This window comes from Clostridium arbusti SL206 (assembly GCF_000246895.1).
In the GTDB taxonomy this organism is placed as follows: Bacteria; Bacillota; Clostridia; order Clostridiales; family Clostridiaceae; genus Clostridium_I; species Clostridium_I arbusti.
The window spans coordinates 1-16,324 of sequence record NZ_BAEV01000004.1; the positions used below are offsets into that span (position 1 = coordinate 1).

The 16,324-nt window shown below is 27.0% G+C and carries 11 protein-coding genes; all 11 read left to right on the plus strand.

The window, feature by feature from the left end; genetic code table 11:
• On the plus strand, window positions 1-1,252 hold a 1,252-nt coding region (locus tag RH99_RS18165), incomplete at its 5' end, for a glucosaminidase domain-containing protein (RefSeq protein ID WP_010233390.1).
• Between the two features lie 16 nt (window positions 1,253-1,268).
• A complete protein-coding gene (locus RH99_RS01420) occupies window positions 1,269-2,045 on the plus strand; it encodes a hypothetical protein (protein ID WP_010233391.1) in 777 nt (258 codons plus the stop codon).
• Between the two features lie 15 nt (window positions 2,046-2,060).
• A complete protein-coding gene (locus tag RH99_RS01425) occupies window positions 2,061-2,339 on the plus strand; it encodes a hypothetical protein (RefSeq protein ID WP_010233395.1) in 279 nt (92 codons plus the stop codon).
• Window positions 2,329-3,819 carry an ArdC family protein gene (locus RH99_RS01430; RefSeq protein ID WP_010233398.1) on the plus strand — a complete coding sequence of 497 codons (1,491 nt, stop codon included), beginning with the start codon at window positions 2,329-2,331 and terminating at the stop codon, window positions 3,817-3,819. Before RH99_RS01425 ends, RH99_RS01430 begins: the two co-directional genes overlap by 11 nt.
• The gene (locus RH99_RS01435; protein WP_010233400.1) at window positions 3,800-4,009 is read left to right on the plus strand and encodes a hypothetical protein; all 210 of its coding nucleotides are present in this window, start codon (window positions 3,800-3,802) and stop codon (window positions 4,007-4,009) included. Before RH99_RS01430 ends, RH99_RS01435 begins: the two co-directional genes overlap by 20 nt.
• Before the next feature lie 548 nt (window positions 4,010-4,557).
• A complete protein-coding gene (locus RH99_RS01440; RefSeq protein ID WP_243441431.1) occupies window positions 4,558-5,235 on the plus strand; it encodes a hypothetical protein in 678 nt (225 codons plus the stop codon).
• Between the two features lie 157 nt (window positions 5,236-5,392).
• Window positions 5,393-9,157 (plus strand): YobI family P-loop NTPase, encoded by a 3,765-nt coding sequence (locus RH99_RS01445; RefSeq protein ID WP_010233406.1) that lies wholly within the window; start codon window positions 5,393-5,395, stop codon window positions 9,155-9,157.
• 384 nt (window positions 9,158-9,541) lie between these two features.
• On the plus strand, window positions 9,542-10,138 hold the full coding sequence (locus tag RH99_RS01450) for a recombinase family protein (protein WP_010233407.1): 597 nt from the start codon (window positions 9,542-9,544) through the stop codon (window positions 10,136-10,138).
• 76 nt (window positions 10,139-10,214) lie between these two features.
• Window positions 10,215-11,996 carry a type I restriction-modification system subunit M gene (locus RH99_RS01455; RefSeq protein WP_010233408.1) on the plus strand — a complete coding sequence of 594 codons (1,782 nt, stop codon included), beginning with the start codon at window positions 10,215-10,217 and terminating at the stop codon, window positions 11,994-11,996.
• Entirely contained in the window at window positions 11,989-13,287 is a 1,299-nt protein-coding gene (locus RH99_RS01460; RefSeq protein WP_010233411.1) for a restriction endonuclease subunit S, read from the plus strand. Before RH99_RS01455 ends, RH99_RS01460 begins: the two co-directional genes overlap by 8 nt.
• 1 nt (window position 13,288) lies before the next feature.
• Window positions 13,289-16,324 (plus strand): type I restriction endonuclease subunit R, encoded by a 3,036-nt coding sequence (locus tag RH99_RS01465; protein ID WP_010233412.1) that lies wholly within the window; start codon window positions 13,289-13,291, stop codon window positions 16,322-16,324.

The window sequence follows — 16,324 nt, forward strand, 5'->3', positions numbered from 1 at the left end:
AGTAGAAAACAAACAAAATGTTATAAATAGAAGACGTAATAGTAAAATAATTGTTTCTAATATAAATAAAGGTTTTGCTCAATCATTTAAAGATATAGAAGGCATAATAAAATCAGCAGAAAATAATATTGATGATACGGTTGATATTTCAATTACAGGCGTTTCATCAACCTTAGATACAACGCATAAAGGAATTCATTATACTAAAGAAACTACTTCAACAGTAAGATCATATAAAAATGGAGAAATAAAAAAAGGTAATATACTTAAAAATGGATTTAAAAATATAGGAAAAAATACTTTTGATAAAGGTATAGATATGCTTGAAGCTACAGAAGAAACAGATACAGGATTAGGCTCTATACACAAAATGAAGGACTATGCAAGTAAAAGCAAAAAAGTAGGAAATAGAATACACACAGCAGTAAAGAAAACAAGCAAAATAGCAAAACTTTCAGGTAAAAATATAATGAAAAATGAGCGGTCAAAAATTATATTAAAAAATAATGTAATTAAAAAAATAAGAAATAAGATATATGCAAAAAAAGATAAATTAAAGAAAATAAGCAATTCAGTAAAAAATATACCTGTAAAAATAAGTGGATCAATTAAAAATGTAGCAGACATAATTATTAATCCTAAAAATAATATTACTGTTGCAATTGCTATTTCTATTATTGTTGCTTTCATTTTCCTTATGAATATTATGAGCTCTGCAGGAGTGGCTTTTGCTAAGAATTCAAGCAGTAATGATAATCTTTCAGGTATAACAGCAGAAAAAATCAATCCAAATATGACGCAGAAAGAATTTATAGATAAAATAGCACCTACTGCACAGCAAACTCAAAAAGAATATGGTGTTTTTGCTTCTATAACAATTGCACAAGCAATACTTGAGAGTGGTTGGGGAAGAAGTGGTTTAACTGCAAAAGCTAATAACCTTTTCGGGATAAAAGCTTATAATTGGCAGGGGCCTTTTGTAACAATGTTAACTTCTGAATTCTATAACGGTGCAGCTGTTTCTATAGAAGATAAATTTAGAGCCTATCCTTCTTGGGCAGATAGTATAGAAGATCATGGAAAATTTTTGAAAGTAAATAGTAATTATACAAAAGGTGGCGTTTTTAGTGCTACAGATTTTAGAGGACAAGCAGTTTCATTAAAAAATTCAGGATACGCTACAGATCCTGATTATCCTGAATCATTAATAAAATTAATTCTATCTTATGGCTTAGATAGTTATGATAAATAAAAGGTGAGTGAAAAAAATGAAGAAAGTAAGCTTTAAATTTCTATTAGTATTATCAATATTAATAATATCTATTTTTAATATTAATATTCTTACTAAGGCTGATATTATTAATAATACTAATGACACCAATGTTACTAATAGCACTAAAAGTGATATTAGTAGCAATCAAGAAAAGACAAATGAAAATTATGATGTGATATTAAATGAAAAGAATGGAAATTTAAATGTTGATTTTAGCCTAAATAAAATGACAATTGATACAATGACAGATAATACTCTAAAATTTCAAATCTATACACAAAATGCAATAGATTTAGCAGGATATAAAGTAGATGCAGTAAATGATAATAATGGAAAACTTACAGTTAAAGAAACATCATCAGATGATAATAATATAAAAAATTTTGAAATAACAGATATAGATTTTTTAAAAACTAAATGTGTAGTGTTATACATATATCCAGTGTCAAATGAGCTTGCTAAAAATGGAAATATAGATTATTCAAAAGTAAATAGAAAAGAAGTAAAAGTATATATAAATACTGTTCGTGATGAGATGGTTAATAAATTAAAATTAATTGCACCATCACAAGAAAGTAATAATGCAAGTGCAAGTATTCAAAATAGTACTAATAATGATCAAAGTAGTGTTAAAAAAAATACTTCTGTTTTTAGTACTACTTTGATTGTAAATAAATTCAAAAAATATTTAGTAGGATACTCAATAACAATTATTTTAATAATTATAATCGGTATCGCTTATTTAGCATATAGAGTTAAAAATAATGAATAGAAAGAGAGAATTAAAATGAAAGAGACAAAAGAAATTGAAGAGAAAATTGTAAAACTAAAAAATAAACTTAGTAAGGTCCAAAACAATGTAGAAAAGTGGCAAACAGAAGCAGATCAACTAAAAAATCAAATTACGGAATTAGAAAATAAAAAGGCAGCAATAAAAATGAATGATATTGCACAAGTTTTAGAAACAAGAGGTATATCTGTTGATGAAATATTAGAAGCTGTTAAACAAGGCGATTTGACTAAAGTACAAAATAAAATAGGAAGTGATAATACCAATGGTGCATAAAAAATATGGTAATAATATAGAAAATATAAAGAGAGAAATTAGTGATATTATAGAAAAATTATCTAAAGGAGTTAAAGACGTTTATGATAGTGAAAAATATAAAGACTATTTAAAAGCAATGTCTAAGTTTCATAAATATAGTTTTGGAAATATCATGTGGTTAAAAATGCAAGATCCAAACTGCTCATTAGTTACTGGTTTTAGAAAGTGGAATGATTTAGGAAGAAAAGTATTAAAAGGGTCTAAAGCTTTAAAAATTTTAGTACCTATGAAACATTCAAGTTTTGTAAATAAGTTAGATCCTGTAACCAAACTACCACTTAAAGATCATTCAACTGGGGAAATTCAAAAAGAAAAAAAGGAATGGATAAGCTATAGAACTGTATCAGTTTTCGATATAAAACAGACAGAAGGTAAAGAAATACCTTCATTAATAGATGAATTAAAAGGAAGAGCAGATAATTATGATTTAATTAAAAATGCTATAATTGATGTTGCTAAGATACCAGTATCCTTTGAAAATATAACAACAGGAAGTAAGGGATACTATAGTTTAACGGATAATAGAATTGCAGTAAAAGAAGGTATGAGTGAACAGCAGATATTAAAAACTTTAATTCATGAAACTACACATAGTAGATTACATAATCTTAATGCACAAAAGCTGGATAATAAAGAAAGAAATATTCAAGAAATAGAAGCTGAAAGTGTCGCTTTTGTTGTATCAAATCATTTTAACTTAGATACGTCAGATTATAGCTTTGGTTACGTGGCATCATGGAGTAATGGAAAAGATCTTAACGATCTTAAAAAATCTTTAAATACTATTCAAAAAGAATCAAACAAATTAATTAATGAAATTGAAGACAGTATAGAAAAAACTTTAGAACTATTAAAGGATAAGGAAATAACCAATGACAAAGTTGAAAATATAGTAAATAATTCAGAAATAGAAAATATTCAAAATAAAGAAATTGAAACTACAATAATTGATGAAGTGAAAATAAAGAATAAGCTTAATAAAGCTAAACAATTAGCAGAATTAACCGAAGAAGGTATCTATAAAGATCCAATTGTTTTAATTACATCTTGTGAAAATGAAAAGTATTTTAAACAAAATGAAATATTAAAATTCAGTGAAGCAGATAAAAAATTTGAACAGGCAGAAAAAGAAGTTACTAGATTAAGAAAAGAAGCTAAAGAGAAGGGTGAATATATACCTTTTGTTAAAACAAGTTTTAAGCTGTATCTTACAAGTAATGCAGCTGCTAACTTTAAATACAATATTGGAACAAAATACAGTAAGAATTTAACAGAATTTTATAATAAACAAATAAAATTAAGTATTGAAAAAAACAAAGATTTGATTCAAAGAAAAAGTGTTAAAGAAAAATTTGAAAAAATTAAAATTACAAATAATTTAGATAAAAAAAAAGATGTAAAAAGGAGTGTGGCTAAAGTTGAAGAGAAATCAATTTAGTATAGAAGAAGAAATATTTTTAACAGGTTTTTTCTCACTGGACAAAGATGTTTTAATAAAAGAAATTGAGAATTTAAAAGTAAGTAAAGAAAATAAAATAGAATTGGAAGAATTTAAAAAAGAAATTATAGAAAAATTAAATAATCTATCTAAAAAAGAGGTAGAAGAATTAATGATGAATATATCGTAATTTTTAAATGGACACATGATGTAATACAAAAAAATTTGTATTACATTTTTAATTTTTAGAGTAATTATGAATTCCACACAATAGCAGTTGTGTGGAATTCATAAAATATTATATTTAAATAAGTAAATATTTATTTTTAAAGTAAAGTATTACTAAAAATCTTATTTTTGGAGGAAATTAAGGTTATTTGTAGAATAATATCATAAAAGGCAATATTATAAAAACTAGAGATAATGTTTATAATCGGAAGTTAAAAAATGCCATTGACTTCCTTTGCAAATGGAGGAATTAGTATAAGTCAAAATTTATTTAATGTTCGGTCTCATTTACTGAGAAATTGATAGATGGTTGCGGTGACGAATATGAAATTTAAAGAAATGATTGTTTCTTATTTTAGGCAGAAATGCTGGTATATAGTACTATTAATATCGAGTACTATATATATTTTGTATTACAAAAATGATATTTACCAACTTAAAGAGTTTAACGCTACGAATTTGATTTTTATTCTATGGCTCATTCTTTTGTTGCTCCCTTTGTTTTCTGAAATGGAATTCTTCGGTATAAAGTTAAAAAAAGAAGTGGAAAAGGCAAAAACCGAAGTAAAGGAAAATCTAAATGATCTTCGTATGCAAATTATGGACTTAAAAATTTCTAATTCTAATGAGAATACAATAAATTTTGGAAATAGTTTTCTTCCTACAGAACAAAAACTTAAGGAATTATTTGAGGAATTTATAACCAATTCGAATACTATAGATGATAATTTAAGTGGAGCAAAGTCTAAACCCCAAAATGATATATCAACAGAGGCAGGAGTACTGAGTAACATTGATATTGAAATTACAGAAGAATCTATATACTTATTCAAAGTTAGGTTAATGATTGAAAAAACTTTGACAGATTTATGTGAAAAAACAGGTTATAATGGTCATAAATCGATGATTGAAATGATGAGACATTTGAATAGATGTGAAGTAATAAATGTGAAAACAGTAGACCTGATTAGTCAAATTATAAAAATTGCGAACAGAGGTGTTCATGGGGAAATAGTTAGTAACGAATACATTGACTTTATTAAGCGAGTTTTTCCAGAACTTCAAAAACAACTTTATGAAATTAATACTCAATTACATTACTATACTTGCTCAAGGTGCAAGTATTCTGGGTATTCTCGAATCGAGAATGTTTGTCCTAAGTGTGGATTTACGAGTGATGATGATTGATTAAATTTTAATAATTTAATTCATATTATACTTCGTATTAGACTAATAATGGGTAGTTTGAAAATGAAATCTTAACTAATAAGTTTTAGAAATACTATAGATAAAATTTAAGTCAATTAATATAAATTTATATTTAAGAGGAGAAGATACTATATAAATGAGAAAGAAAGGTATATATTTAAAAATAATTAAAGTACTAGAGGATTTCCAATGCAATATTGAAAAATTAAAAAATAATTTACGTTCAAAAGTTAATATTGAGTATATAGGAATTTTCTACTCAGATTTAATGCCAAAAGATGAAGTTGATAAGGTTAAAACTTATCATGAAGCATTAGATTGGGCAATAAAATATAATTCAAAAATAAGGAATATTGCTTTATCTGGATCATATGGTGCTGGTAAAAGTACCATAATTGAAAGTTATATAAAAAAATCTTATATAAAAAAAGACAAATTTTTGAAAATTTCATTAGCTAATTTTGATGAAAAAAGCGAACATGAAAATAATCAACAACTTATAGAAAAAAGTATCTTAGAACAGATGATTTATAGAGTAGACGGAAAAAAAACACCATTTTCTAGATTTAAAAAAATAAACAAAATATCTAAAAAAACTGTTTGGAGGATTCTAATAATTGGGCTCATATTTTTTATAAGTGGATGGTTATTATATAATAATATTACTATTCTAAATTTGCAGGAGATATTTGTTAATCATCGAAGTATATTGCAATCATTTAAAGATAAATGGTTAACCTTTATTGTAAGTGTAATTTTTAGTATTACATCAATAATGGTATTATATTATTTGATTAATTTGGTTTTTAAAAGCTTTAGCATTGTTAAGATAAAATTTAATAAAATAGAAATAGGAATAGGAGAAAATAATAAAGAATCTATTTATAATAAATATCTTGATGAGTTGTTATATTTTTTTGAAGAGACACAGTATGAAATAGTAGTTTTTGAAGATATTGATAGATTTGAAAACCCATCTATTTTCACCAATCTCAGAGAAATAAATACTTTTTTATACAATTATGAAAAAATTAATAGGAGAATAATTTTTTTGTACGCAATAAAGGACGATATATTTTCAGATAAGGATCGTACAAAGTTTTTTGATTTCATTATTCCAGTTATTCCTTTTGTTGATGCTTTTAACTCTAGACAAGTAGTTTTGAACAAGTTCAATTATATATATGATCATAGTAATATTAAAAAGCCTTCTGAAAAGTTAATTAAAGATATTACCATATTTTTAGATGATATGAGAATGTTGAATAATATTATTAATGAGTATATTATTTACTATAAGCAAATTAATAATGATAAAATAGATGCAAATAAACTGTTTTCAATTATTGTATATAAAAATTTTATTCCAAGAGATTTTTCAGAGTTACAATATGACAATGGTCTTGTAAAGACTGTGTTTGATAAAAAAGGAGAGATTATAGAACAAGAAATAAAAAAGTTAGAAGAGAAGATTCAAAATAGTAAAAATTTAATTAATTTATCAGATACCATGATTGCTAATTCAATTGGAGAGTTGCAGGCTATTTTTGTTTACCATTGGAAAAAACATGGTATAAATAATATTTATTCAAATAGCAACAGCGATTATTACAATCAGCGACAAATAAATGTATCTGATATTAATACTAATATAGTAGTAAATAAAGACGAATTTGATAGAAAAAATTCAATAGCTGTTAATAATAGAAATCAATCATTTTCATATAATGAAATATTTACTGCTTTTGGAGTATATGATGATTTTTTTACTATGGCTAAAGCTATCGAGTTAAAGAACAAAGAAAAGATGCAGAAGGAAAAAGAAGAACTTAATGAATATATAAATAAGAAAAATGAACTTCGATTAATTACATTAAAAAATCTTATTGAGGAATATGATACTAATGAAATTTTTGATGATATAAAAGATAAGAAATTGCTTATATTCCTAATAAGGCAAGGATATATTGACGAAACATATAGATACTATATGTCACACTTTTATCCAGGAGCAGTAACTCAAGAAGACATGGATTTCTTGCGCAGTGTTAAAAATTATAATGAATTAGGGTATGATTATAGACTTAATAAAGTTAATGAAATAATAAAAGATATATCTGCGAATGAGTTTAAAAGTAAATCAGTATTAAATAATTCTTTAATAGACTACTTATTAGGTAATTTATCTACTGAAAAATGGAGACTTAACATAATTTTTCAAGCACTAATAAAAGATATAGATTCAAAAATAGATTTTATTGATCAATTCTGTGAAAAATCAGAGCATAAGGAAATATTTATTGCTGAATTTTGTAAGATGTATACTGGATTCTGGAATTTTATTATAAATAAATCCAAACTAGCCACTGAAAGAATTGATGACTTTTTTACATGGATTATAAGTTCTTGTGATGTGAATGTTATTATTGCACTGAATGAAAAAGAAAGCATACAAAGCTTTATAGAAAATACACAATATATATTTCATATGAAGTATAGAGATAGAGATGATGTAGAAAAGAAATTAAAAACAGTGTTCCAGAAGTTAAGTATTAAATTTCATTTATTGGAGCCACCAAAAGTGGAATATTCATCAGATACTGAACAAGAACTAGAAAATAAACTTATAATATATATTTTAGAAAATACTATGTTTCAAATAAATGAAAGCATGATAAGGTATTTCTATGAGAACCTCGTTAACTTTGATGAAGAAAAAATCAAAGTGTTTGAATCTAAAAATTATTCTTCTATTAAAATGCTTGGAAATGAAAGCTTAAGTAATTATATAGAAAGTAATTTGAAAGAATATTTAACAGAAGTATTTTTAAAGTTGCCACAAAATACGGAGGAAGATGTATCGGTTATTGAAGAATTTTTAAATAGCGACAAAATAGATAGTGATGATATAAAAATTAAAATTATAAATAAATCTAACGTTATTATTAAAAATTTTAAAAAAGTCCCTAGCAACTTATGGAACACAATAGTGGAGTGTAATAAATGGGATATAACATGGTTTAATATCATTTGCTATTTTGAGCATTTTAATGAACTTAACGATAAGATAATTGAACAGCTTAACCAAGGTGATGTATATAAGATGCTATCAGTTATTAGAATAGATAAAATGGAAGGCATAAACGAGTTTTCTAAGGAGGTTTGTGAAGAATTATACCAATACTTATATGAAAATGAAAACTTAAGTGATAACTTTTTAAATAAAATTCAAGAAGACATTCCAAATTATTATTCTTATTCTGAAAATAGTAAAATATCTTCTAAAAGAATGAAATTAATTTTAGATAATAATTGTATAGAAATTTCTACAAATAGCTTTATATATTTGAAAAATAATTATGATGAATTGTACTACAATTGGAGTATTAAAAATTTTGATAAGCTTTTGGAGAATTCTAAAGAAATTCCATTAGAAATTAACAATATAAAAGTGTATTTAGATGAGAATAAGATTAGGTCAGAAAATAAATTAATGCTGATTAATTCTTATAAAGAACTTGTTTTGAAAAATTTTGATGATGTAGAACTAATAAAACTGATTTTTGAATTAAATAAAGAAGAAATAATTGATAAGTTAGATAGTTCAATATTTGAATCACTAATTCATCTTGATAATTATTATAAAGAAAGGGTACTGTTACTTGCTAATAAGGTAAAAGATTTTAGTTTAGAAGATATTAAAAAATATCTAAATACTTTAGGAGAACCATTAAATTTACTTTGTGAAAAGAGTTCCCAAGAAGGACAAGATTTGAAGATGGAAAAAAGTAATTCTATTAAATATCTTCTAGAAAAGTTGGTCAGTTGCAATTATATTGAGTCATTTGATGAGACTAGCAAAAGTTATGATGTAAAGTTTAGTGTGGAAGAGAAAATATAGAAATTATAAGACTTTAGGATTATTTAATTTGAGTCTTAAAGAACTAGTTTTATAAATTTAGAGCTTGAAAAGTGCTAATCAAGAATAATAGATATAAGATAATATTTAAGCTTCTAATTATCCATATAATAAATAAAGTTATATTTGTAAAAGATGTTATTATTATATTCTAATAAAATGATGTCAACCGTATGTATGGTTTACATCATTTTTTAATATGTCCTAAAAGGTACACCTTTATAAACTATTAAATTCTTATACTATTTTAGTCCATAAAGGTATGAAAAAATATTTTTATACGTTTATAAATAAAAAGATCTATTTATAGACGATTCTGTTATAATTAATATATATAATCTTGAATTAAGGAGGAAATTACAAGTTATGCAAAAAGTCTTTGGATATATTAGAGTAAGTAGCGCGGATCAAAATATAGATAGGCAGCTTGAGGAAATGTTAGCTTTAGGTATAGGTGAACGTGATATATATGTTGATAAGCAAAGTGGCAAGGATTTCGAAAGACCTAAATATAAGGCACTTAAAACTATTTTAAGACATGGTGATGTAGTATACATAAAATCCATTGACCGTTTTGGAAGAAATTCAAGAGAAATTAAAAGAGAATGGGAAGAAATAACTCAAGAAATAGGTGTAGATATTAAAGTGTTAGACATGCCTTTACTGGATACTACACAGTATAAGGATTTAATTGGTAACTTCGTTTCTAATTTAGTTTTAGAAGTATTATCTTTTGTTGCTGAGCAAGAAAGAGAAAATATTAAGAAAAGACAACAAGAAGGTATTAAAATTGCAAAGACTAAAGGGAAACATCTTGGTAGACCTAAGGCTAAGTTTCCTGAGTGCTGGGAAGAAACTTATAAAGATTGGAAGTCTAATAATATAACAGCAGTTGAAGCTATGGCAAAGCTTAATTTAAAAAAAAGTACATTTTATAATCTTGTAAAAAAGTATGGTAAGTAATGATATTCTTGGATCTCAATAATAAAATATGCTTTCAAATAGATTAAAGTTCAAATAGTAAAGGGGATAGAAAAAAATGATAGAACAAATGAAAAATCAACAAACAACAGGTAATATAAACGAAAAAGCAAACCTAATATGGAGCATTGCAGATATTATTGGACAAGGATTATATAAACCTCATGAGTATGGGAAAGTCATTCTTCCAATGACTGTTATAAAAAGATTTAATGATACGTTACTGCCAACAAAACAAGCTGTTTTGGATAAATATGAAGAAGTAAAAAATTTTGAAGTAAAAGATGGTTTCCTTGAAAGTGCAGCGGGCTATTCTTTTTATAATATAAGTCCATTTACCTTTGAAAACTTAGTAGCTGATTCAGAGCACATAGAAGCAAACTTTAGAACTTTCCTTGCAGGTTTTTCTGATAATGTGCAGGATGTTCTTGAAAACTTTGAATTTGAAAAAGAAATCACAAAACTTGCTAACAACGGTATGCTATTTCTTATAATTCAAGAATTTAATAAGAAAAGTGCTTATATGGGTGCTGATGTTATCTCAAGTGCTGATATGGGTTATATATTCGAAGAACTTGTTAGAAGATTCTCTGAATCCTACAACGAACAAGCAGGAGCACATTTCACAAGTAGAGATATTATTTATCTTATGACCGATTTACTCATTTCAGAAGAGAAAGATACACTTATTGAAGAAGGTGTTGTAAAAACTGTATACGACCAAACTATGGGTACAAGTCAGATGCTTGGTTGTATGGAAGAAAGACTTGAACTTTTAGATGAAGAAGCAGAAATCACAACCTTTGGTCAAGAACTTAATCCTGAAACCTTTGCAATTGCAAAAGCAGATATGATAATCAAAGGTGGCAGAGCAGATAATATGCGACAAGGTAATACATTATCAGATGATAAGTTTAAAAATTACACTTTTGACTACTGTATTTCAAATCCACCATTTGGTATCGATTGGAAAGTTGAAAAAAACGCAGTTGAAGCAGAAGCTAAACTTGGTGATAATGGTAGATTTGGTGTTGGACTTCCTAAAATTAGTGATGGACAACAATTATTTGACCTTAATGGTCTTAGTAAGATAAAAGATACGGGTAGAATGGCTATTGTACATAATGCTTCACCTTTATTTAGTGGTGATGCTGGTTCTGGTTCAAGTGAAATAAGACGTTACATAATAGAAAACGATTGGTTAGAAGCTATTGTTCAACTTAGTACAGATGCCTTTTATAATACAGGCATAACTACATATATTTGGATTATGTCAAAAAATAAGCCAGCTCATAGAGAGGGAAAAGTACAACTTATCGATGCTTCAAAAATGTATGAAAAACGTAAAAAATCAATAGGTAATAAACGTAATGATATTACAGAAGAATGTAGAGATATGATTGTAAAAGCATATGGTGAATTCCAAAACAAAGTGTATACTCTTGACGACAAGACTTGTGAGTCTAAAATCTTTGATAATGTTGAATTTGGTTATAACAAAATTGTTATTGAAAGTCCTTTATTAGATGAGGATGGCAATGTTGTTAAAAAGAAAAACAAACCTGCTGTTGATACATCTAAGAGAGATACAGAAAATGTACCTATAACAGAAGATATAGACAGCTACTTCAATAGAGAAGTATTGCCTTACAACCCAGATGCTTGGATTGATAAGTCAAAAACAAAAGTTGGCTATGAAATTCCATTTACAAGGTACTTCTACAAATATGTAGCACCAGAAAAGGCAGATGATATTGCAGCAAGAATTAGTAACATTGAAGCTAAGCTTATGGCTTCATTAAAGTCTTTGTTTGGTGAGGATGGTGAAGCTAATGAATAGAGAAATGAAAGATAGTGGTGTTGAATGGATTGGTGAAATACCTACTGATTGGAAAACAAAAAATCTCAAATCTATTTTAGCAGAAAGAAAAGAAACAAATAATCCTGTAAAAACAGATTTTATTTTATCGTTGACAAACGATAGAGGGGTTATTCCTTATACGGAAAAAGGTGATGTAGGAAATAAATCAAAAGATGATTTGACAGGATATAAATTAGCCCAACCTAATGATATAGTATTGAATAGTATGAATGTAGTAATTGGTTCAGTTGGATTATCTAAATATTATGGAGCAGTTAGTCCAGTCTACTATATGCTCTATCCGAGAAAAAAAGAAGACTCTGTTGAGTACTTTAATAATATTTTTCAAACAAAAGTATTTCAAAATAATCTTAGAGGTTATGGAAATGGTATTATGGAAATTAGAATGAGAATTCAAATGATAAAACTAAATACAGTAATGCTTCCTTACCCATCTCCACAAGAACAACAAAAAACTGCAGATTATCTTGAGAAAAAAGTATCTGAAATTGATAATATTATCAATCAAACCACTCTTTCTATTGAAGAATATAAGAAATACAAACAATCACTTATCACAGAAACAGTTACGAAAGGTTTAAATTCAGATGTAGAAATGAAAGATAGTGGTGTTGAGTATATCGGTGAAATACCTAAAGATTGGAACGTAAAAAGGCTTAGATATTTAGGCACTTTGCAAAATGGTATTAGTAAAAGTTCTGATTACTTTGGTTTTGGGTATCCATTTGTAAGTTATAGTGATGTATCCAAAAATATAGAATTGCCATTGAATGGTTCTGGTTTGATAAATTCAAATGATACAGACCGAAAGAATTATTCAGTGAAACAAGGTGATGTATTTTTTACAAGAACTTCCGAAACGATTGAAGAGGTTGGGTTTGCTTCTACTTGTTTGAAGACAATTGAGAATGCTGTTTTTGCAGGATTTGTAATTAGATTTAGACCTTCTACAAGTGAACTAAATGAAAATTATTCAAAATATTATTTTAGAAGTGAGTTGCATAGAAGATTTTTTGTTAAAGAGATGAATTTAGTTACAAGAGCTTCTTTGAGTCAAGAGTTATTAAAAAAACTTCCTGTAATTATTCCATCAAAAGATGAACAACAGCAAATTGCAGATTATTTAGATAAAAAATGTTTTGAAATAGACAACATTATAACTCAAAAAGAACAATTAATAACAGAGATTGAAACTTACAAAAAATCACTTATCTACGAATGCGTAACAGGAAAACGAGAGGTGAAATAACTTGGATTATAAAGAGAAACGATTTGAGGAAGATATTGAAGCCTATCTTCTTTCAAAAGGTGGTTATACAAAAGGAGATTTAATAACTTATAGTAGAGAGAAAGCTATTGATATGCCTAAATTAATAGCTTTTATCAAAGATACTCAGCCCAAACAATGGGAACGATATGTAAGAAATTATAAAACTGATGCAGAAAGCAAATTATATAAAAGATTCAACGAAGAAGTTGAAATACACGGATTGATTCATGTTCTTAGACATGGTATTAATGACAGAGGAGTTAAAATTAATATTGCTTATTTTAGACCAGAAACAACACTAAATCCAACTGTTATTAAGTTATATGAATCAAATATTCTTACTTGTACAAGACAGTTTAAGTATTCAACAGAGAATGAAAATTCTATTGATATGGTTTTATCATTAAATGGTATTCCAATGGCAGCACTTGAATTGAAAAATCAAATTACAGGACAATCAGTAGAAAATGCAAAAACACAATTTATGTATGATAGAAACCCTAAAGAATTATGCTTCCAATTCAATAAAAGATTTCTTGTATATTTTGCAGTAGATTTATACGAAATAGCAATGACAACGGAGTTAAAAGGCAAGAATACTTTCTTCTTACCTTTCAACCAAGGTTCAAATGGTGCAGGTAATGTTGGCGGAGCAGGTAATCCAGAAAACAAAGAAGGTTATGCAACTTCTTACCTTTGGGAATCGGTTCTAACTAAAGATGTATTTATGGATATTTTGCAAAGATATATTCATTTAAGTGTTGAAGAAACAAAAATAGTAAAAGACGGTAAAGAAGTCAAGAAAGTATCTAAGAAAATTATTTTTCCAAGATACCATCAACTTGATGTCGTTACAAAAATCCTTGCAGATATAAAAGTTAATGGTAGTGGTGATAATTATTTAATTCAACATAGTGCAGGTTCTGGAAAAAGTAATTCTATTGCATGGTTAGCTTATGGGTTATCAAGTATACATAACAAAGATAATGAAAATATTTTTACCTCCATTATTGTAGTTACAGATAGAAGAGTTCTTGATAGTCAATTGCAAGATACAATCTCAGGCTTTGACCATACAAAAGGCATCGTTGAAACAATTGGTGAGGGTAAGACTTCCAAAGCCCTTAGAGATGCTATCAATGATGGAAAGAAAATTATCATTACAACTCTTCAAAAGTTTCCTGTAATTTACAATGAAATTGACGATAATAAAGGGAGACATTTTGCAATTATTGTAGATGAAGCTCATTCAAGCCAGACAGGAAATAGTGCAAGGAAATTAAAGTCAGCTCTTGCAGATAAAGAAGAAGCTCTAAAGGAATATGCAGAAATTGAAGGTAAAGCTGAAGCAGAAATAATAGATGATGAAGATAAACTTGTAAATGAGTTATTAGCACAGGGTAAACATAAAAATCTTTCTTTCTTTGCCTTTACTGCAACACCAAAGGAAAAGACTTTGGAAATGTTTGGTAAAAAACATCCAGATGGTACTTTCCATCCATACCACAATTACAGTATGAGACAGGCTATTGAAGAAGGATTTATTCTTGATGTATTAAAGAACTATATGACTTATAAGGTTTGTTATAAAATTGCTAAAAATACAGCAGATAATCCAGAAGTACCAACTTCTAAAGCAATAAAAACAGTAAGACGTTACGCATCATTACACCCTCACAATTTGCAGCAAAAAACAGCTATTATTATTGAACAATTCCGAGATATAACAAAAAATAAAATTGGTGGTAGAGGTAAAGCGATGGTAGTCACAGCTTCGAGACTTCATGCAGTTCGTTATTACCACGAATTCAAAAGATATATTGAGAGAAAGGGTTATGATGATTTAGATATTTTGATTGCTTTTTCAGGTGTTGTAAAAGATGACACAGAGGAATTTACTGAAGAAGGTATAAATAAGCGTAAAGATGGTTCTACCATTAAAGAAAATCAATTAAAAGCAGATTTTCATACAGATGATTTTAATATGTTAATTGTAGCTGAAAAGTATCAAACAGGATTCGATGAACCTCTATTACATTCAATGTTTGTTGATAAGAAACTAAGTGGAGTTAAAGCGGTTCAAACTCTTTCACGAGTAAATAGAATTTGTGCAGGTAAAGAAGATACATTCATTCTTGATTTTGTTAACACAAAAGAGGAAATAGAAGAAGCCTTCAAACCTTACTATGAATCAACCATTTTAGATGAAGAGATTAATGTCAATCTTATTTATGATACAAAAATAATGCTAAGAAATTACAAAATTTATAATGATGATGATGTTGAGAAGTTTGTAAAAATTTATTACAAAAAGGGAAATCAAAATGCTACAGACTTAGGTAAAATGACAAGCCTTTTAAAACCTATAGTTGATAGATATTTGGAACTTAATGAAGAAAAGAGATTTGAATTTAAGAAAACTGTTCGTAACTTCAACAAATGGTATTCTTACATTATTCAAATTGCAAGAATGTTTGATAAGGATTTACACAAAGAATATGTTTTTACAGCTTACCTTGAAAAATTACTTCCAAAAGCTAATGGAAGGGATATAGATTTAGAAGGAAAATTGAAACTTGAATTTTACAAATTAGAGAAAACTTTTAAAGGTGATATTTCATTAAATCCAACAGTAGAAGATGAAACTCTTATAAATCCAAAAAACATTGATACAGGTGGAAAACCAGAGAATGAAGACGAGCTTTTAGAAAATATCATCAACAAGATTAATGATAGGTTTAAAGGCATTTTCACTGAGGGTGATAAGGTTATTGTAGAAACGATTTACAACAAGTGTGTAAAAGACAATAAGAAACTTAAGCAATATGCTAAAAAGAATGACTCAGAGGTATTTGAACAAAGCATTTTCCCTGAAATCTTTAAAAAGATTGCACAAGATTGTTACACAGAATCAATGTCTTCCTTTTCTAAATTGTTCGAGGATAAGACTTTCTATCAATCGGTAATGGAAGAAATTGCAAGAGAAGCATATAAAGATTTGAGAAGTAAAAAATAA

Excerpts from the sequence above, each read along its gene's own strand:
- RH99_RS01445 (WP_010233406.1), top strand. The coding sequence starts at position 5,393 with ATGAGAAAGAAAGGTATATATTTAAAAATAATTAAAGTACTAGAGGAT.
- RH99_RS01420 (WP_010233391.1), top strand. The coding sequence starts at position 1,269 with ATGAAGAAAGTAAGCTTTAAATTTCTATTAGTATTATCAATATTAATA.
- RH99_RS01425 (WP_010233395.1), top strand. The coding sequence starts at position 2,061 with ATGAAAGAGACAAAAGAAATTGAAGAGAAAATTGTAAAACTAAAAAAT.
- RH99_RS01440 (WP_243441431.1), top strand. The coding sequence starts at position 4,558 with ATGGAATTCTTCGGTATAAAGTTAAAAAAAGAAGTGGAAAAGGCAAAA.
- RH99_RS01455 (WP_010233408.1), top strand. The coding sequence starts at position 10,215 with ATGATAGAACAAATGAAAAATCAACAAACAACAGGTAATATAAACGAA.
- RH99_RS01460 (WP_010233411.1), top strand. The coding sequence starts at position 11,989 with ATGAATAGAGAAATGAAAGATAGTGGTGTTGAATGGATTGGTGAAATA.
- RH99_RS01450 (WP_010233407.1), top strand. The coding sequence starts at position 9,542 with ATGCAAAAAGTCTTTGGATATATTAGAGTAAGTAGCGCGGATCAAAAT.
- RH99_RS01430 (WP_010233398.1), top strand. The coding sequence starts at position 2,329 with ATGGTGCATAAAAAATATGGTAATAATATAGAAAATATAAAGAGAGAA.